The organism is Neobacillus sp. OS1-32 (genome assembly GCF_030915425.1).
GTDB lineage: Bacteria > Bacillota > Bacilli > Bacillales > Cytobacillaceae > Neobacillus > Neobacillus paridis.
Genome location: NZ_CP133263.1, coordinates 2,970,983 through 2,991,274, shown reverse-complemented (window position 1 = coordinate 2,991,274; position 20,292 = coordinate 2,970,983). Strand labels below are relative to the sequence as shown.

Annotated in this window: 18 protein-coding genes; 12 read left to right on the top strand and 6 right to left on the bottom strand. The window is 33.8% G+C overall.

The features are described 5' to 3' along the window. Positions 1-29: 29 nt before the first annotated feature. Both groES and groL read left to right on the top strand, forming a co-directional pair. A complete protein-coding gene (groES, locus tag RCG24_RS14785; RefSeq protein WP_202654724.1) occupies positions 30-314 on the top strand; it encodes a co-chaperone GroES in 285 nt (94 codons plus the stop codon). 49 nt (positions 315-363) lie between these two features. Further along, complete coding sequence (groL, locus tag RCG24_RS14780) at positions 364-1,989, top strand: chaperonin GroEL (RefSeq protein ID WP_202654725.1); 1,626 nt, start codon at positions 364-366, stop codon at positions 1,987-1,989. A gap of 82 nt (positions 1,990-2,071) precedes the next feature. On the opposite strand, the gene RCG24_RS14775 is transcribed toward groL, so the two are convergent. From RCG24_RS14775 to RCG24_RS14750, 6 genes are all read right to left on the bottom strand, one after another. Then, positions 2,072-3,283, bottom strand: coding sequence for a tyrosine-type recombinase/integrase (locus RCG24_RS14775; protein ID WP_308077384.1), 1,212 nt, complete (start codon positions 3,281-3,283; stop codon positions 2,072-2,074). Between the two features lie 274 nt (positions 3,284-3,557). Continuing rightward, positions 3,558-4,769: a site-specific integrase gene (locus RCG24_RS14770; RefSeq protein ID WP_308077383.1), complete on the bottom strand. Its 1,212-nt coding sequence runs from the start codon at positions 4,767-4,769 to the stop codon at positions 3,558-3,560. A gap of 2 nt (positions 4,770-4,771) precedes the next feature. Further along, entirely contained in the window at positions 4,772-5,005 is a 234-nt protein-coding gene (locus RCG24_RS14765; RefSeq protein WP_308077382.1) for a helix-turn-helix domain-containing protein, read from the bottom strand. A gap of 375 nt (positions 5,006-5,380) precedes the next feature. Then, positions 5,381-6,901, bottom strand: a complete 1,521-nt coding sequence (locus tag RCG24_RS14760; RefSeq protein ID WP_308077381.1) for a recombinase family protein — start codon at positions 6,899-6,901, stop codon at positions 5,381-5,383. Beyond that, the gene (locus RCG24_RS14755) at positions 6,898-8,277 is read right to left on the bottom strand and encodes a recombinase family protein (protein ID WP_308077380.1); all 1,380 of its coding nucleotides are present in this window, start codon (positions 8,275-8,277) and stop codon (positions 6,898-6,900) included. The genes RCG24_RS14760 and RCG24_RS14755 overlap by 4 nt, the downstream gene beginning before the upstream one ends. A gap of 236 nt (positions 8,278-8,513) precedes the next feature. After that, positions 8,514-8,666, bottom strand: coding sequence for a hypothetical protein (locus RCG24_RS14750; RefSeq protein ID WP_308077379.1), 153 nt, complete (start codon positions 8,664-8,666; stop codon positions 8,514-8,516). Positions 8,667-9,118: 452 nt separating this feature from the next. On the opposite strand from RCG24_RS14750, the gene RCG24_RS14745 reads away from it, so the two are divergent. The 10 genes from RCG24_RS14745 to RCG24_RS14700 all read left to right on the top strand — a co-directional run bounded on the left by RCG24_RS14745 (position 9,119) and on the right by RCG24_RS14700 (position 20,229). Then, the gene (locus tag RCG24_RS14745; RefSeq protein WP_308077378.1) at positions 9,119-10,690 is read left to right on the top strand and encodes a type I restriction-modification system subunit M; all 1,572 of its coding nucleotides are present in this window, start codon (positions 9,119-9,121) and stop codon (positions 10,688-10,690) included. Beyond that, a complete protein-coding gene (locus RCG24_RS14740; RefSeq protein ID WP_308077377.1) occupies positions 10,674-11,408 on the top strand; it encodes a restriction endonuclease subunit S in 735 nt (244 codons plus the stop codon). The genes RCG24_RS14745 and RCG24_RS14740 overlap by 17 nt, the downstream gene beginning before the upstream one ends. Position 11,409: 1 nt before the next feature. Next, the gene (locus RCG24_RS14735; RefSeq protein WP_308077376.1) at positions 11,410-11,919 is read left to right on the top strand and encodes a restriction endonuclease subunit S; all 510 of its coding nucleotides are present in this window, start codon (positions 11,410-11,412) and stop codon (positions 11,917-11,919) included. Between the two features lie 2 nt (positions 11,920-11,921). Further along, the gene (locus tag RCG24_RS14730) at positions 11,922-15,068 is read left to right on the top strand and encodes a type I restriction endonuclease subunit R (protein ID WP_308077375.1); all 3,147 of its coding nucleotides are present in this window, start codon (positions 11,922-11,924) and stop codon (positions 15,066-15,068) included. Positions 15,069-15,171: 103 nt separating this feature from the next. Then, the gene (locus tag RCG24_RS14725; RefSeq protein WP_308077374.1) at positions 15,172-15,705 is read left to right on the top strand and encodes a macro domain-containing protein; all 534 of its coding nucleotides are present in this window, start codon (positions 15,172-15,174) and stop codon (positions 15,703-15,705) included. Between the two features lie 5 nt (positions 15,706-15,710). Next, complete coding sequence (locus tag RCG24_RS14720) at positions 15,711-16,061, top strand: macro domain-containing protein (protein WP_308077373.1); 351 nt, start codon at positions 15,711-15,713, stop codon at positions 16,059-16,061. Next, entirely contained in the window at positions 16,051-16,620 is a 570-nt protein-coding gene (locus RCG24_RS14715; RefSeq protein WP_308077372.1) for a TIR domain-containing protein, read from the top strand. The genes RCG24_RS14720 and RCG24_RS14715 overlap by 11 nt, the downstream gene beginning before the upstream one ends. A 146-nt stretch (positions 16,621-16,766) precedes the next feature. Then, positions 16,767-16,895: a hypothetical protein gene (locus RCG24_RS14710; RefSeq protein WP_308077371.1), complete on the top strand. Its 129-nt coding sequence runs from the start codon at positions 16,767-16,769 to the stop codon at positions 16,893-16,895. 377 nt (positions 16,896-17,272) lie between these two features. Next, entirely contained in the window at positions 17,273-18,259 is a 987-nt protein-coding gene (locus tag RCG24_RS14705) for a hypothetical protein (protein ID WP_308077370.1), read from the top strand. Then, entirely contained in the window at positions 18,259-20,229 is a 1,971-nt protein-coding gene (locus RCG24_RS14700; protein ID WP_308077369.1) for a RecQ family ATP-dependent DNA helicase, read from the top strand. Before RCG24_RS14705 ends, RCG24_RS14700 begins: the two co-directional genes overlap by 1 nt. Positions 20,230-20,292 lie beyond the last annotated feature (63 nt).

The following is a 20,292-nucleotide window of genomic DNA, read 5'->3' as shown; positions in this document are numbered from 1 at the left end:
AAAACACATATTTGAGGAGGTTGTTTTAAGTGTTAAAACCATTAGGTGATCGCATTATCATCCAACAAGTCGAAACTGAAGAAAAAACTGCCAGCGGTATCGTATTACCGGATTCAGCAAAAGAAAAGCCGCAGGAAGGAAAAGTGGTAGCTGTAGGTACTGGCCGTGTTCTTGACAATGGAGAACGCGTAGCACTTGAAGTTTCTGAGGGCGATCGGATTATCTTCTCAAAATACGCCGGTACTGAAGTCAAGTACGAAGGTACTGAATACTTAATTTTACGTGAAAGTGACATCTTGGCTATCATCGACTAATAAGAAAAAATCAGTAAACTTTTTAAACATATGAGGAGGTTTTTGAACAATGGCTAAAGAGATTAAATTTAGTGAAGACGCTCGCCGCGCGATGCTACGCGGTGTTGATACACTTGCAGATGCAGTAAAAGTAACTCTTGGACCTAAAGGACGCAACGTGGTTCTTGAGAAAAAATTCGGTTCACCGCTTATCACTAACGACGGTGTAACAATCGCGAAAGAAATTGAACTTGAAGATGCATTCGAAAACATGGGTGCAAAGCTTGTTGCCGAAGTAGCCAGCAAAACAAATGATGTTGCCGGTGACGGTACAACTACTGCAACCGTTCTTGCACAAGCAATGATTCGCGAAGGCTTAAAGAACGTAACTGCCGGTGCAAACCCAATGGGCATCCGTAAAGGGATCGAAAAAGCAGTTGCCACTGCGGTTACAGAATTAAAAGCTATTTCAAAACAAATCGAAGGCAAAGAATCCATTGCCCAAGTTGCTGCAATTTCTTCTGATGACAAAGAAGTTGGTGAATTAATCGCGGAAGCCATGGAGCGCGTTGGTAACGACGGTGTTATCACGATTGAAGAATCTAAAGGCTTCACAACTGAATTGGATGTTGTAGAAGGTATGCAATTTGACCGTGGCTACGCTTCCCCATACATGGTAACAAATACTGACAAAATGGAAGCTGAATTAGAAAATCCATACATCTTAATTACAGATAAGAAGATTTCCAGCATTCAAGAAATCCTGCCTGTACTTGAGCAAGTGGTCCAACAAGGCAAGCCATTATTGTTGATTGCTGAGGATGTAGAAGGTGAAGCACTTGCTACGCTAGTCGTAAACAAACTTCGCGGAACATTCAATGCTGTTGCTGTTAAGGCTCCTGGCTTTGGCGATCGTCGTAAAGCAATGCTTGAAGATATTGCTGCATTAACTGGTGGTCAAGTGATTACCGAAGAGCTTGGCCGTGACCTTAAATCAACAACAATTGATGCTCTAGGTCGTGCTTCTAAAGTTGTGGTTACAAAAGAAAACACAACGATCGTTGAAGGTGCAGGTTCTACTGAAGACATCCAAGCTCGTGTCAACCAAATCCGCGTTCAATTAGAAGAAACTACTTCTGAATTTGACAAGGAAAAATTACAAGAGCGCTTAGCTAAATTAGCTGGCGGTGTAGCCGTTATCAAAGTTGGTGCTGCCACTGAAACAGAATTAAAAGAACGCAAACTTCGCATCGAAGACGCTCTAAACGCTACTCGCGCTGCTGTTGAAGAAGGTATCGTATCCGGTGGTGGCGTTGCTCTTCTAAATGTATACAGCAAAGTGGCTGAACTCGAAGCAGATGGTGACGAAGCTACTGGTATCAAGATCGTTCTTCGTGCAATGGAAGAACCAATCCGCACAATTGCACAAAACGCTGGCCTTGAAGGTTCCGTCATCGTTGAGCGCTTAAAGCATGAAGAAGTTGGCGTAGGCTTCAACGCAGCTACTGGCGAATGGGTAAACATGATCGATGCCGGTATCGTTGACCCAACTAAGGTTACCCGTTCTGCACTGCAAAACGCTGCATCAGTTGCTGCTATGTTCTTAACCACTGAAGCAGTAGTTGCTGACAAGCCAGAACCACCAGCTGCAGGCCCTGCAATGCCTGACATGGGCGGCATGGGCGGCATGATGTAATAAGTGCCTCCAACCCTTGATACGAATGGGTTTGTAAGTAAGGTGAGAGTGAAATGCTAACATTTTGCTAACATAAAGGAAATTAACGGAGGCTTCTCATGAGTTCACCGAACTTTTGAGAGGCTTCTTTTTTCATTTCTTGCGTAACGTGGAGATAAACATTTTTCGTGATCTGATCATCGGAATGGCCTAGTCTATCCATAATCTGTTCGAGTGAAACACCTGCCTCCGCTAGAAGTGAAGTATGTGTATGTCGTAAAGAATGCGGTGTTAACTCTTGGTTAAGGTCTGCAATCCTAAGTAGCCTAGCCATTCTGTTTTGAACGGTTTTAATGACAATAGGATAACCAAATTGCCGTTCCATTTTGGCAAATATAAAGTCTTTATTATGATAAGCATCGCCTATCTGTTTGACGACTTCAATTTGAACTTCTTTATGTTTCATTAGAGTTTTTATAACATCTTCATCTACAATGATTTTTCGTCTAGATTTTCGCGTTTTAGGTGTAACTAGCTGATACTCTAACGTATTATTATTGGGGTTGTAATACGTTTTAGTAATACTAATTGTTTGATTTTTGAAATCAACATCTTTCCATTTAAGAGCAACTAGTTCTCCAACTCTAATGCCGGTGTATGACAAGACTAGGAACATCAAATAGTCTAACTCAAGTCCCTGTTCCCTAGCAGTCCTTAGAAACAGAGCAAGTTCTTCTTTTTCAAGGTATTTAGGAATTTCTTCTTCCTCTAGCTGTTCAATGGTCTTCTTATCTTTTTTGAGGTAAGCAAATTCAGTTGGATCTTTTTTAATCAGTTCTAATTCTAACGCTTTTCGGAAGATCATCCTCCCAGTCCGATTAATACCGCTCATTGTGCTATCTGAATATCCTAGTTCTTTTAAATCGTTTAATGCATCCTGATAGATCTTTCTTGTAATGTCTTTTAGTTTTAGGCGAGCAAAGTAGGGCATCAACTTGCCTATTTCATGAATCCTGACACGAATTGTTCCCGGTTTTACATTTTTTAAATCACTATAGATTTTGAGCCACTCATTTGCAAATTCACAAAATGTTTGGTCTGTTTCTTCAATATATGTTCCTTGATTTATCTCATGAATTAGAGCGGCTGCAGCTTCCTCAGCTTCTTGTCGTGTTGTAAAACCACCTTTCCCTTTTTGTTTACGTTTACCAGTTAATGGGTCAATTCCGACATCAACCATAAAGGCCCAAGTAGAACCACAAGTACATTTTTTCTTTTTGCACTTGCAGCCACGTCTATAAAAATGACCTTTCATTACATTGAAAAACCTCCTTGTTTATTATTTCTTACAAATGCTAATTATTGACAACTTTATAATAGTTAATTCATTTGAATGCTTTTATTAGGCGAGCAAATCATTTCATGAAAGTTAAGCGGAAAGCAATATTATTACGTAGAATAGGTGGATTAGTTCTGGGGATTCGCATCGAGGTGCTATAAAAAGTGATTAATGATGAGATAGTTTTATAATTTAAGCAAATCTAGAAAACCTTTTATGTATTTGAAAGCAAAATGCCTCCATTTTGCTTTCAAACAAGGCCACTCATTAAATTACTAAATTTATCAGATGCCTCTCGTTTCATTTCATTTGTAACATGCAAATATACCTTTCGTGTTACTTCATCATCGTGGTGACCTAAACGTTCCATAATTTCCTCCAAACCAACGCCAGCTTCTGCTAAAAGAGACGTATGTGTATGGCGAAGGGAATGTGGAGTAAGACTTGAATTTAATTCAGTCCGTTTTAATATTCGAGCCATTCTGCTTTCAACAAATTTAATTAATACTGGATAGCCCGGATGACGGTACACATTAGCAAATACATAACCGTTATCATTGTAAGAGACACCTAGATGTTGAATAATTTTTTCTTGTTCTTCTTTAAGTTTCTTTAAAGCCTCAATAACTGCAGTATCTACAGCAATTTTGCGTCTAGATTTTTTTGTTTTTGGAGGAACCAACTGATACTTAACAGTGTTATTATCTGGGTTGTAATATGTTTTTGTAATATAAATCGTGTGTTTATCGAAATCTATATCTTTCCATTTTAGAACAACCAATTCTCCAACACGTATACCTGTGTAAGATAATGTAATAAAAATGGCTTCATCCATAAAAAGTCCATTTTCTTTAACTCTTTTTAAGAAAAGTGCAAGTTCTTCTTTTTCAAAGTATAAAGGTATTTCTTCTTCATCAGATTCAATAATGATTTGCTCGTCTTTTTTTATATAAGCATTTGTAGTGGGATCTATTTTGATCATTCTTTTATCAACAGCCATATTAAAAATCATTTTCCCTGTAGTATGAACCCCTTCAATTGTAGTTCTAGCAAAACCTTGATCTTTTAAATCATTCAATGCAGATTGATACATTTCTTTTGTAATATTTTTAAGTTTTAAATGGGCAAAGTAAGGTAATAACTTTTTGATGCTGTACTGCCTTAGACGAATAGTTCCGGGTTTCGGTCCATTTCTTTCAATATAAAGCGGCAACCACTCATTAGCCCAATCTTTAAATAATATATCTGTTTCTTTAATGAATGTATTTTGGTTTATTTCAGTAATCAGAGCCGCTGCCGCAGCTTCGGCTTCTTGTCTTGTATTAAAACCGCTTCTAGATTCCTGTTTTCTATTACCTGTCTTTGGATCCTTCCCCACATCTATTATAAAGGACCACTTCCTTCCACAAGTGCAATTGTTCGGTTTACATTTACAGCCTCTTTTTCTAAAATGACCTTTCATAATTATTGATTAACCTCACTTTTCTCTTTTAATCTCACAATCCATTTCATAAAGTCGGATTTTTCTACTCTTTTTGATGTCCCAATTGAAAAGTGGGGAATACCACCGTGTTCTACTTGTCTTTGAAATAACTCATAAACTCTTCTTCTTGAAATACCAAGAAATTCTGCAATATGCTGTGCAGTAAGAGTGTCAGGTAGTGATTCCCAAGTTGTATATTTTTTTGTGGTTTGCATTTTGAATACCTCCAGATTTTATTTGATTGAAAATAAAGAAACCGCAGATGTACATAGCCAACTAATAGTTAATTGGTTACGTTACTTCTGCGGTTTTCGCTTGTTCGGTTACGATATTTGATTAAGTCTTACATAATATATTTTATCTTCGTATTTTCATATTCGAAGGGTTTTTCTTAAAAAATAATATTTTATTTTAGTTTAATGTTTCGGTTTATTGACCATAATGGAAATAAAACGTTCGGTATTATAACCATCGAAGAATTCTTCGATGGTCAGCTAACCGAATAAATACTCCCAAAAAGCCTTGATTACAAGGGTTTTTGAGAGTTTGCGTATTTGGAAATCAATTTGAGTACTATACTCTTCGGTTTCTTAACCAGTCATATCTTCAAATTTCTCAATTTGTTCGGTTATATGACCAGTTAAATTTTCTAGTAAAACAAACGGAGAGAGCCGATAACTAATTTGGATGTCGTTATTTGCTTCAAAGTCAATATTTACTTCATCAAAATACATTAGGAAGAAGACGCGTAACTCACTATCTGTAAAGTTTAAAAAGCTTTGCTGTAACATTTCTTTTAAGAATAATTCAAGGTAATTGTCGTCAAGTAACTTATCGATTTCATCCATTGTCATACTTACATAGGCTATTTCATTTTTTAACTCTTCCTGTGCAACCATGAATGCTTCCTCTAAAAGAGGGGTGTTTGCTATATCAGTTGCTAACATATTTTGGTTATAAAGTGATTTTTCTAGAAGTTGTTTCAGATTGTGTTTTGCTTTTTTAAGTTTGTTAGACCAGCTTTTAAGTTGCTCTTTAGACGTAATAGCAAATGTGGAAAACTGTGTAGCCCACTTCTTTTGTAAGTCATTTAAAACAGTTTCATGAACAGGTATAATTGGTACTGTTTTTTTACAATCTTGGCATCTATAAATCATATATTTGCCACGTTTGCCCTTTGGAGAATTATCTTTCGCAACTAATTGTGAACCACATCTTTTACATATGATAATACCTCGAAGGTAATAAGGGGTACTCATCGTCCCATAATCACTTTTAAATTCACTAATTTGTTTTACAAGATGGAAGATTGTTGGACTAATAATAGGTTCGTGAACATTCTTAAATAAATCGATATCTTTTTCGGCTTTTGGTTTACTGATTTCATAACTAGTTCTAACATTCCAAGCTAAATTTCCAACGTATACTCGGTTGGATAGGACATAGCCAATCGTACTGCTGTTCCAATATTTTACCTTTTTAGTCTTGATTTCACATTTATTGAGATATTCAGCAATAGTTTGCTGAGAATGCCCAAAACTAGCTAGATAGAAGATAAGCTCAACAACTTTAGCATCTTCATTTGGAAATAGAACACCATCTTTCATATCATAACCGATTGGTATACGAGATCCGGGTCGTTTAGGGTAATCTTGATTCAACATATTTACGTGGGCATCTTTAGCCCGGATGGATTTTATCTCAGATTCTTCAGCTGCAAAGACAAGCTTGGCTTGAGTAATAGGATCATTAGGATTCCATTCACCATCGGATTGGGTGCTAAAAAACTTTGTTTGAGGATATTGATTTTTAATAGGTGTATATACCTCGTTATAAAAGTCAGTAATGCTTCTAGTAATTCTTGATTCTTCATAGAAACAGATTGCTCCAGCTCCATTAGCAATGTCATCAAGAACCATTTGTATGCCCTTGCGTTTACCCGCATTATTGTGAAAGGCACTTGTTGCTTTGTCTACACGCCATTCTATTATTTCAAGATTTTCTCTTTCAGCTAGAAGTTGAATTTGGCTTTTTTGAATTTCTAATGAATGATTTCCATCTTGCTTTTTGTCAGAGTAGCGTTTATATCCAATTGCTTTAATCTTTTTCATGATACATTTACATCCTTTCTGAATGCTGAAAGGTAGAGAATAATTTGTACATGAGTTTCAAATACAAGAGCCATATCTACAAGTAATTCAATTAGTTTTTGGAGTTCTTGTTGTGAGATATCATAATTTAGCTGTGTTAACTGTTTAACATTTTTTATATCATCACTAAGATCTTTTAATGCTAAAAGGTCCTGACCTATTGAGTTATGTCTTTCTTTGAGTTCCTTAATTTTATCCAAATATTTTGGGATCAATGGTTTATTTTTTTTATCAAGCATGCTTACTGTAAGAGAGGCATCGAGATATTCAGAAACTGCTTTTTTCTGCTCACGCTCTAGCCTTTTATTTTCAGCAATTATTCGCTTAAAAATAATCTTTTCGGCTTGGTAGATTGAGATAGATTGAACATAATCCAGAATAGTTTGAATTAACAGGTCATTAAATTCTTCAACTGAAATAGCCACTCTTCTATGATTATCACTACATACAAAATACCCGGCATCAAGAGGATTTTCTTTCCGATGCTTCATTACACTATTACATTCACCGCATAGTGGAGTGGTTGAATATATAGTGTTAACTTCTTGAAGTTTTTCTTGATAGTATGATATAAACTTATCAATTTGTGACTTAACAGTAAGAAAAAGATCTAGGCTTATCATTGGCTCCACATGAGGAAGTAATTGATATCCATTTTTTGATTCATAATGTGCAGAGTAAAATGGATTAGTTAATAACCGAAGTAGCTTTTCAGGCTTGGTAAGTCCCTTTCGACGGATTAATAAAAACTCAATAAATTGCTCTTCATCAGAAACGTTACTAAAATCATTGAACAATGTAACAACTATGTCTCTTCTGTTTTCGTCAATTAAGAAACGTACTTTATCTTCTTCTTTGATTCGCTTGAAGCCAAAGATACTAGAAGGAAATTGCTTTCGTGCATCATCTGTACGTGAACGAATATTTTCTCCTTCAATTTGTCCGAACATTCCATAGAACGCCTCTAGAGCCAGTTTATTTCTAAATGGTGGTTCATTACTAGCGGTGTAAATGACTTCCACATCATGTTTAATAAAGATTTTTGTTATATCTACGAATTCATAAAAGTTTCTAGCAAACCGATCACGTTTATATCCAATTACTGTCTTAACCTTGCCTTCTTGAATTAAACGAATTAATTCCATTAACTTTGGTCTTTTGCTCATTTTTAGTTTTGTGGCTGAAACGTCATAATCAGATAAATAAATAATAAAATCTTCATTTCCAGCTAAATCTTGTGATTCGAGATATCTTCTCGCTGCAGCATCTTGCAGTTCAAGGCTTTGCGCAGCTGAACTAACACGTTTATAAACCACAATTAATTGTTGTTCCTTCATAAAAATTCCCTTTCTCATTATTATTTTCTACTAATCAGTAAAGTACGAAGTCTATAATCATTTTTTGCAATATGATCAAGAAGTGCTTTCTCAATAAATCGTCTGAACCATAGTTCAGATTCTGATGTTAGCTCTTCGGAGTAACTGACTTTTACAATTCTGCATGGTTTTTTCACACTATCCCCTCCAGTCTATTTTTTGTAATCATCTTTGACTGAAGGGGAATTATTTATACGTTACTCGGTTTTAGCTGATTTTCTTTGTTCTATATCTATACCAAGCGATAACTGAACACCATCGGTTCGTTTGGTTCTTTGATTCTTTCTTGGCTTAATAATCACTTTGGTTTCATATCCGGGAATTTGCAGCTTTTTTATGATTTTGTTCATTCCTTAGTTCCTGTATGTGGAAGAACAAAAGAATAATAGTTTTAGAGATTTCAACATCTTCACAGTGGGCAAGACATTGTTTATACCAATCTGTACTAGAGTTTTTCTTGTTCTCCACTGAGGGAGTCCTCCTTTCTGGTTAGAATTAAATGCTATCGACCTCAAGCGTTAATCATCTTAACTTTAAGAAATTAATATTCTTATAGGTAAAAGGAACTATTTGATAAAATTATTTAGAAATTGATAAACTAGTTAGGATATTACGATTAAGTTGGCCTATTGGAACTCAGGTGTGCTGATTACCATCTAGTTATTAAAGTTTTCTTGATTATTTTGATGTATAATTAATATTGGAAATATCATGGAAATAGAAATGTTAGTTGGGGAGTATTTCCTAATTCATATAATTAATTTATTTGAAGATGATGTAGAAGACAGGGGGCTTTATTTTTATGGCTACAAAGAAACAGGTTAAAGAAAAGAGTATGGAGGAAACATTATGGGATTCCGCCAATAAATTACGCGGATCCGTTGAGGCTTCAGAATATAAACACGTTGTTTTAGGGTTAATCTTTTTGAAATTTGCTAGTGATAAATTTGAAGAACGTAAAGCGGAGTTAATAAATGAGGGTAAAGAAAAGTATGTAGATATGGTTGAGTTTTACACCATGAAAAATGTATTCTATCTGCCTGAGATTTCACGATGGAGTTACTTAGTAGAGAACGCAAAACAAGAAGATATTGCATTAAAAATTGATACAGCACTTTTTACAGTTGAGAAAAATAACCCATCGCTTAAAGGTGCTTTACCTGATAATTATTACTCTCGTTTAAATTTTGATGTAAATAAATTAGCATCCTTAATAGATACGATTAATAACATCAATACGCTTAAAGACAAGCAACAAGATATTGTAGGTCGGATTTATGAATACTTCCTTAGTAAATTCGCATTAGCAGAAGGAAAGGGTAAAGGAGAATTCTACACTCCGAAAAGTATTGTAAATCTTATTGCAGAAATGCTCGAACCATATAAAGGTAAAATTTATGACCCTGCTTGTGGATCAGGGGGTATGTTTGTTCAATCAGTAAAGTTTATTGAATCACATCAGGGAAATAAGAAAGATATATCGATTTACGGACAGGAGTATACAACTACAACCTACAAACTAGCAAAGATGAACCTAGCTATAAGAGGAATTTCGGCTAATCTAGGTGAAACGGCTGCAGACACTTTCTTTAATGACCAACATAAGGATTTGAAGGCAGATTTCATTATGGCAAATCCTCCATTTAATCAGAAGCAATGGAGGGCTGAAAATGAGTTAACAGATGACCCACGTTGGGCAGGATACGAAGTGCCACCTAGAGGAAACGCAAACTATGCTTGGATTTTAAATATTGTTTCTAAACTATCTGAGAATGGTGTAGCTGGATTTTTATTAGCAAATGGTGCGTTGAGCGGTGGTGGTGACGAGTATAAAATACGTAAGAAGATGATTGAAAATGATTTAGTGGAAGCCATTGTCGTATTACCTCGGAACCTTTTTTATACTACTGATATAAGTGTTACACTTTGGATCCTAAATAAAAATAAAAAAGCTCGGACAGTTGAACAAAATGGTAGGTTGAAAAAATATCGCAATCGTTCCAATGAAATTCTATTTATGGATTTAAGACAAATGGGTATTCCATTCGAGAAAAAATATGTTCAATTTTCTGATGAAGATATCAAAAAAGTAGCAACAATCTATCATAATTGGCAACAAATTAATTTTGAAGATACTTATCAAAATATCGGAGAATTATGCTACAGTGCAACACTAGAAGAAGTAGAGAAGAAGGACTTTTCCCTAGTACCAAGTAAATATATAGAGTTCATCAACCGAGATGAGAATCTAGATTTTGATGAGAAAATGACAGTACTACAATCTGAGTTTACTGAATTACTTAAAGCTGAAGAACAATCTAAAGTTGATTTACTTAGCGTATTTAAGGAGTTAGGATATGAAATCAAATTATAAACGTTTAGGTCCGTATATTCGGCAAGTTGATATAAGAAATAAAGATGATAAAAGAGATAATCTTCTTGGTGTATCTGTAACGAAAGAATTCATTAAATCGATTGCTAATACTGTAGGAACAGATTTCACAAAATATAAAGTGGTGAAGAAAAATCAATTCACATATATCCCTGACACTTCACGAAGAGGCGATAAAATAGCAGTGGCTTTACTTGAAAAAGAAGAAGAGGGATTAGTATCACAAGCATATACAGTTTTTGAAGTTACTGATAGTGATAGATTATTACCAGAATATTTAATGATGTGGTTTAGGCGGCCTGAATTTGATAGATACGCAAGGTTTATTTCTCATGGTAGTGTTCGTGAAATTTTTAGTTGGGAAGATTTATGTGAAATAAAGTTACCTATACCATCGATTAAAATGCAAGAAGAAATTGTGAATCAATATAATGTAATACAAGATAGAATAAATCAAAATAATATCATAATTCGAAAGACAGAAGAAACAGCACATGCTATTTATAAGCAATGGTTTGTTGACTTTGAATTCCCTAATGAGAACGGGGAACCATATAAATCTAGTGGTGGCGAGATGGAGTTTATTGATGGATTAGATATGGAGATACCAAAAGGGTGGAGAGTTGGAACAATTGGTGAAATTCTGACCCCAAAAGGATATATAAGAGGTCCATTTGGCTCAGCGTTAAAAAAAGAATGAAATGGTAGAGCTGGGAGTACCTGTTTATGAGCAACAACATGCAATATATAATCATAGGGAGTTTAGATATTTTATAACTGAAGAAAAATATAAGAGTTTAAAGAGATTTGCAGTGAAAAAGGACGATTTTGTAATTTCATGTTCAGGAACATTAGGCAAAGTTACTGTAATAAAAGAAGATGATCCTATCGGGATCATAAACCAAGCATTATTAATACTAAGAGTAGACCCAAATAAATTAGCTCCAATTTGCTTTAAGTACTTTATAACCTCAAAAGAAGGTAACGCTAAGTTAATTGCTGATGCAGGAGGAAGCGCTCAAGTGAACATTGCTAAACGGGAGGAAGTTGAATCTATACCAATAGTAATACCGGATTTAAAACAGCAAAATATCGTATCGAAGCTCCTTTCAACATGTGATTATTACATTAATATTAAGCTTAAAGAAAATGATTTATTAGAGAAGTCTAAAGAAATATTCCTCACAAAAGTTACAACGGTAGGAGGATAATTATGAATTTTACAGAAGGATCTCTAGAAAAGGCTGTAATTGAGCTTTTTAAAGATGAAAACTACCAACATGAAAATGGAACACTTATTCATAAGGAGATAAGTGATGTACTTCTTCGTGATGATTTAAAGGCATTTTTATTCAATCGTTATTCTAACGATGATATTACCCTGAATGAGATAGACAGTATTATTCGGCAAATGGAAGTGCTACCTACATCAACTTTGTACGAAAGCAATAAAGCTATTATCAAAATGATTTCTGATGGCTTTGTTCTGAAACGTGAAGACCGTAGCAAAAAAGACTTATATATTCAGTTGATCGACTTCGAGAATATAGAGAATAATCAATTCAAAATTGTTAATCAGCTGATGATTCAGGGATATGAACCACGTATTCCTGATGCGATTGTTTATGTAAACGGTTTACCTTTAGTAGTAATAGAGTTCAAGAGTGCTGTTAAAGAAAATACGACAATAAAGGATGCCTATACTCAGCTTACTGTTCGTTACCAGAGGGATATCCCTGAGCTTTTTAAGTATAATGCATTTTGTGTTATTAGTGATGGAGTAAATAATAAGGCAGGTTCGTTATTTGCTCCCTACGATTTTTTTTATGCATGGCGAAAAATAGAAGGCAATGAATCGTTTGAAAAAGATGGCATTGATTCACTTTATTCAATGGTGAGAGGTCTATTTAATCAAAAACGTTTCCTAGAAGTGGTACGTCACTTCATTTATTTCCCTGATACAAGCAGTAAAAAGGAAAAAATTGTTCCTCGTTATCCACAATATTATGCGGCAACAAAATTATTAAAAAGCATTAAAAGAAATATGCGGCCACAAGGTTCAGGTAAAGGCGGTACATATTTTGGGGCGACTGGTTCTGGAAAAAGTTATACCATGCTTTACCTTACAAGAATTTTAATGAGGGATAAAGATCTACAAAGCCCTACTGTTGTCTTAATATCCGATAGAACCGATTTAGATGATCAACTTGCGGGACAATTTACAAATGCTAAGTATTTTATTGGTGATGATCAAGTCATAAGTGTGGAAAGTCGGGAAGATTTAAAGGCTTACCTACAAAATAGAAAAAGTGGTGGCGTATTCTTAACTACTATTCAGAAGTTTAATGAAGATGTTGATTTGCTAACTGATAGAAACAATGTTATTTGTATTTCGGACGAAGCACATCGTTCACAAACAAATCTTGACCAAAAAATAAAAATTACTAAAGATGGTGTCGAGAAAAAATATGGTTTTGCCAAGCATTTACACAATTCTCTGCCTAATGCAACTTATGTTGGTTTTACCGGAACACCGGTGGATGCAACCATAGATGTATTTGGGGAAGTAGAAGATGCTTACACAATGATCGAAGCTGTATACGATGAAATAACTGTACGGATTGTTTATGAGGGAAGAGCTGCTAAAGTAAATCTAAATGATTCAAAATTACATGAAATCGAAGAGTACTATAAAGTATGTGAAACCGCCGGGGCTAATGAATATCAGATTGATGAAAGTAAAAGAGCAGTAACGCAAATGGAGGTTATTCTTGGTGATCCTAAACGGTTAAAATTAGTGGCTGAAGATTTTGTAGAGCATTATGAAAAGAGAATTGAAGAAGGCGCAACGGTAAAGGGTAAGGCAATGTTTGTCGCTGCCAACCGACATATTGCCTATGACTTGTATAAGGAAATTATTGCACTACGACCAGAGTGGGCAGAAGTTAGAATCTGTGACGAAGGTGTAGAGCTTTCTGATAAAGAAAAAAAAGAAATTAAACCAATGGAAAAAATTAAAATGGTCATGACTCGTAATAAAGATGACAGTAAAGAACTGTATGACCTGTTAGGTACGAAAGAATATCGTAAGGAGCTTGATAGGCAATTTAAAAATGAAAAATCAAACTTCAAAATAGCCATCGTTGTTGATATGTGGCTAACAGGATTTGATGTACCATCACTTGATACCATATATATTGATAAACCAATTCAGCAGCATACCCTGATTCAGACTATTTCACGTGTAAACAGAGTTTATGAAGGTAAAGAAACTGGATTAGTTGTCGATTATTTTGGAATAAAGAGCAATTTAAATGTAGCGATGAAAAAATATGGTGTTGTAGAGGGCGAAAATTTTGATGGTATCGATAAGGCAGTTGTCATTGTAAAGGACCAGCTAGATTTATTAGCAAAAATCTTTTATAAATTTGATAATACTGCATATTTTAAGGGAACCCCGCTACAGCAATTAGAGTGCTTAAATCAAGCAGCAGAATTTGTACAGCAAACCGAGCAATTAGAAAAACGCTTTATGGCTATAACGAAGAAACTTCGCTCTGCCTACAATTTATGTGTGTCTAGTGAAGATATAAGCCAAATAGAAAGAGACTATATTCACTATTACCTAGCTATCAGATCTATCATTTATAAACTAACTAAAGGCGATGCTCCAGATACTGCTCAAATGAATGAAAAAGTAAGGCAGATGATGGAGGAAGCGTTGATAAGCGAGGGCGTGGAAGAAGTATTCAAACTTGATAAAAATGACCCGAAAAATAATGCTGATTTATTTAGTGATGAATACTTGGCTAAGATCAATAAAATCAAACTACCAAACACTAAGATTAAGCTTTTACAGAAACTATTGTCAAAAGCAATTGAGGAATTTAAGAAGACCAATAAAATTCAGGGTGTCGACTTTTCAAAGAGATTTAAAAAATTGGTTGAGCAATATAATGAAAGAAAAGACTTCCAAGCTTTGCAAAGTGATGTTTTGGATGATGTTGCAGAACAATTTGCTGATTTGTTCGCAGAACTAATGAAAGAGCGGGATTCTTTCAAGGATTTAGGAATTGATTATGAGGAAAAGGCCTTCTACGATATTCTCAAAGCAATTTCTGAGAAACATGAATTTGAATACCCGCACGACAAACTTATTAAACTATCACAAGAAATAAAGACAATCATCGCAGATAAAGCTAGATATACAGACTGGTCAAGTCGAGATGATATTAAGGCAGAGCTAAAAGTTGATCTTATTTTAACGCTTGCTGAAAACGATTACCCTCCTGTTCCTAAAGACGAGATTTTTAAAGAGATATTTGAGCAGGCAGAGAACTTTAAGAAGTATAGGGCGTAATCATAGACAGACCGACTATATTTACAAAATCAAAAGAAGAGATGCTTGTGCATCTCTTCCCTGTCTGACACATACAAGTTGCATTAACAACTTAGTTATATTATTGACAGAAACAATTGAAGATATAAGGAAGGAGAATGCTATGTGGAAATTAAAAGAGATTGTTAAAGATAAGGATTTTTGGAAGAATTCATGGGTAATTCCGGGTGCGTTGTTTGGAATAGCAACAACATTGCTTACTTTTATTGAATTCGATAAAGGTTTCAACAAACTTATTATTTTAGTTGGATTAGTAATTATAAGTATTATTTATATGTTGTTCAATTTATTTAAAAGTTATCGATTAAAGGAAATCAAATTAGATATCGATGGATCTGAAATTGAAATTAAAAAGGGCGATATTTTCGCTTATCCTCGAAATATCTATAAGGTAATAGCTTTTAATGAATTTTTTGATACTAAAGTAGATGACAAAATAATATCTAGGTCATCTTTAAATGGACAGTATATAAGCAAATTTTATTCTGATGTATCAGATTTAGATAATAGGATCGTTCAAGACCCACGAATGCAGTTAAGAATAGTTGAAGAAAATGTAGAACGTCCTTTAGGGGAAAAAGAACGCGTTACCGTTTAGGTTCTGTGTATAAAGATATGGATTTCTTTCTTGTAGCATTTTCAAAGTTCAATGATGAAAATGAAGCTAATTTAAAACTGCATGAATATGCTAATTGCTTAATCAATTTTTGGAATGAAGTAAATAGTCTCTACGCACAACAAGAGGTCGTTGTTCCATTGCTAGGTTCTGGTATCACAAGACATAAGGATTTTACTGCTACACCTCATCAATTACTAGAAGTTATGCTTTGGACTTTTAAAATTAGTAAAGTTAAATTTAGAGAACCTTCTAAAGTTACTATCCTTCTTCATGAATCCCATCATAAAAAAATTAATTTTTATAAATTAAAGGAGTTTGAAAAAAATGGCATATAGGAATGGTAATTATTCAGCATTTTATGTTAGCGAACCTTTTAGTGAAAGTAATCTAGGGGCATCGGCCACAAGAGATTTTGTATCTTATAACTTGTTAAGAGCATGGAAAGCGGCAGATAGTAGTTTTCCCTTTAATGACTCACATAATAAAACCTATAATGTGAGGGACGGAAGTGATTGGGAAAAGACACTAAAACCGCGCTTGCGTGAAAGACTGAATAATTCAAAAAACATAATATTGTTTTTAAGTTCGGTTACAAAAAATAGTAGAGCATTGCGTGAAGAAATAAACTATGGAATAGGCACGAAGGGATTACCTGTTATTGTTGTTTATCCTGAATACAAAAACAAAGGTGATATTATTAATTGTAAAACAAATACTATTAAGGATGAGATCAAGACCTTATGGGGTAAACTACCTGCCTTTCGTGATTCTATGGCAGAGGTTCCTACACTTCATTTACCTTTTAAAAAAGACCTGATAAAAAGTGCATTAAATGACACTGACTTTATGATAAATTCAAAATGTAGTGCCAATATATATTTTTATAAATGCTAATAATAGGTGATTAAATGAAACTATTACTATGTCTAGAGTGTAATGATATTTTTAGCCTAGACTTAAAAATGAAAAAGTGTAGTTGCGGAAAGACAAAGGGTCAATACATAGACAATCTTAATGCAATATATGAGGGAGATAGTGCTATGCCTATTGGTATTAGCAATCCAAGTTTAAGAGAAGCTATCATTAACCAGCCAGAAGAAGGTATGGGTAAAGAGTTTACTTCTTTTACGATACCAAGAAATTGTCCAACATTTATCAAAAAAGAATAGTATATTCCTCAACCCATGAATAAGAGCGAAGGCAGCAGCCTCGCTTTTTTTGATGTGAAAAATACTTTGAACTTTTGTTCTCGGTTGGTATTTATGAATTAATTCCATTTTATAAAATAGGTCCGTTCTCCACAGAGAAGCTTTTTTAACTGACCTCCCCTCCCCCATTCCCTTTTCTCTATTAATCCCTTTCATTTCAATCTTGACTTTTCATTCTTTAAGTAGGTTCATACTGCCAGACTTAAAGTTCTTAATTTAAATTTTAAATGCTAGTTTTCTTTTAGTATGTCTAACTAAGAAAATTGAAATAGGACACTTTATTCATTGTTTTTTGGTAAAATATAGGTAGTGTTTCGATTTACAAGGAGGGGAATTGAATGCGTGATTATAATTTAGATTTGGATGATTTTTGTTATGAAGCTCACCATATCAAGAAAGTTTTTGAAGAAATAGAAAAGAATTTTGTGAGTTATTTTGATAAATATATTTTGTCACGAGGCGGAATAGTAGTCACTAATGAGGCAATTGAATCTCTTAAAGAAAAAATGAAGGTTAATAGTAATATTAAGGTTTCGATAGACAAATCTAAAATCCAACAAAATCTTGAAGCTATCAAAAACAATGCTATTAAAGAATTTGATAAAGATGTGGAAGAGTATGAGGAATTATTTGATTTAGATACTTTGGAAGAATATGCCGAAGACCCTGCAGGCTTTAAGAATGATTTAAAAAGAGATTGCTCCATGATTAGAAAAACATTGAATAGTAAAGACAAAAGTTTAGATCAGTTTAAAATAAAATTTAATATTTGTAATGCAAATTATTTGTTAGAAGTAATGACTAACATTGCAACTTATGTTAATGAATATCCTGAAAAGTGGGATGGATATGATTACAATGGTGATTATGAAATAGAAGATTTAATAGAAGATGACCTATTGGAACAATCGACGTTTGATACAACAGGCTATGGAGTGGATGGAGTAATAGGTGGGGGTATTAAAAGTTATATAGCACATAAATTATTACCTGAGTATTTTCCGCATCGGTCAAGAGAAGCTATTTGGGCATTATGGTATTTAACCGATAAGAAGGATTTCGGTTGCGAGCAGGACTCTGAATTTTTAATGATTTTAACTGATAAAGTTATCACTCAACAAAATTTCTACTATCCATACCAATTATTTGGGATATACAGTTATTTAATTTATCGCTTATTGTTAGAAAAGTATATTGAATTAGGCGTTAATTTTTCGGAAAAATATCGTTATGTATTTGTTAATGACTTTTTAAAATTTGTAGCAAAATGTCATGAAGGAGAAATTGCTGAATTAACTAGAAACATTCGAGAGGAATGGGTTTAATGCAGGTAGAAGAAGTGTTTAAAGAATATTTCCCTCAAATGGCAGAAGAAATAACATTGAAAGAAATACAAAAGAAAGTAATTGAAAATGTATTGGGTGTTAATAACACGTTGGCTATTTTGCCAACTGGTGGAGGAAAGTCGTTAATTTATTGGGTGTCAGGTATGGCACTTAACGGAATAACGATAGTTGTTTCACCTCTTATCGCTTTAATAGACGAACAAGTAGAGAAATTGCGTGAACAAAATATATCAGTTCTGAAATTACACGCAGATGTTAAACAGAAAGAACAAATAGAATTATTGTCCAAATTATATAGTGGAGACTATACACCTAGCTTCATCTTTGTGAGTCCAGAACGTTTAGCAATGGATGGATTGTTGGAAAAGGCGTTAAAGAAGCGTAAGGATGACATTAAATTAGTAGTAATTGATGAAATACATTGTATTTCACAGTGGGGCGAGAGTTTTAGACCTTTATATACTCATATACCTACTTTTTTAAATACAGTGTTTAATAAATGGCCAGTTGTTCTAGGGCTTTCTGCAACTTTGAATGTGTTAGAAATTGAGGATATAAAAAAGAATTTTTATATTAATGATCAAAATGTCATAAAAGATGTTCAACTAATGCGAACTGAGATTAATTTAATTTGTAAGCATTTTAATGATGAGAATGAAAAAGAAGAGACTTTTTGGAACTTATTAGAACAACATAAAAATGAAAAAACATTAGTTTATGTATATAGAAAATATAGCAAACGTGGAGTGGAAGATTTTGCAGAGAAAGCAAAAGAAAAAGGACTTAAATCTGTTTATTTCCACGCAGATTTATCTAGTAATGAAAAGCAGGATATAATTCGAAAATATAAAGATAATGAAATTGATTTAATCTTTGCAACAAATGCGTTTGGAATGGGAATCGATATCCCAGATATCAAGTTAGTTATTCATTTTATGATTCCTGAATCAATTGCACAGTATTATCAAGAGGTCGGACGTGCTTCACGTAATAAAGAAGCATCGAATGCATACCTTTTATATACGGACAAGAATATTCAAGTTAAGAAAACACACTTTATTAATAAAAGTTTCCCATCATATGAGAAAATGGAAGAAAAATTTGAAGAAATTAGGAATGGTAAAAAAGGCTTTAAAAATATTGAATATTACGATGATGATATATTGCAATTATGTCTACCGTATTTACTGGATGTTGGAGCAGTTAAGATATGTGCAAAAGCCATCCATTCATTGAAAATCTTAGAGGATATTAAAAATCCAGATCTCCAAAAAGCATTAGATGCTTCGAAGCCGAAAACATTTATAACTACATTAAAAAAAACAGACTACACTCCAGAAGAACTCTCTGATTTAGTTTTTGAATCTTTGTTAAAAGGAGAATGTACGGTTAAAAGAAGTTTAGCAAAATGTTTGATAGTTGAAGTGTTAGTTGATGATCTAAAACCTTTTGAACAACGAATAAATGAAATGATTGAGGAAAAGAAGAAGTTTAAATACGACCAACTTGATTATTTCGTATACACAATTGATCGTACAGACAATTCTATTGAGTTGCATCAAGAAATAGCTCAATTTCTTGGCGTGAGTAAGTGGGATTTACAAAGAATTTATACAACAGAAAAAGGAGATAAGGTTCGATCAAAATCAGAAGTAATTATTGCAAACACTTTATACAATAAAAATGTACCGTATGAATATGAACAAGCATTATTCGCACCAAATGGCAAACAAATGTCTCCAGACTTTACAATTAAATTAAATGGGAAAACTTATTTCTTAGAACATATCGGAATGTTGAATAATGAACAGTATTCGGAACGATGGTTAGAAAAAAGAAAGTTATACGATGAATTTTATAAAGAGAACTTGTTAATTACTTATGAATCTCCAAACTTAGCAACTGATATTTTAACTTTAATAAAGAAACTCACTGGAAATAATGGTTAACTTAATCTATTAAGGTAGTAGGCAGTGCCGTCTGTTTTTCTGTAAAACATTTGTATAAGTTGT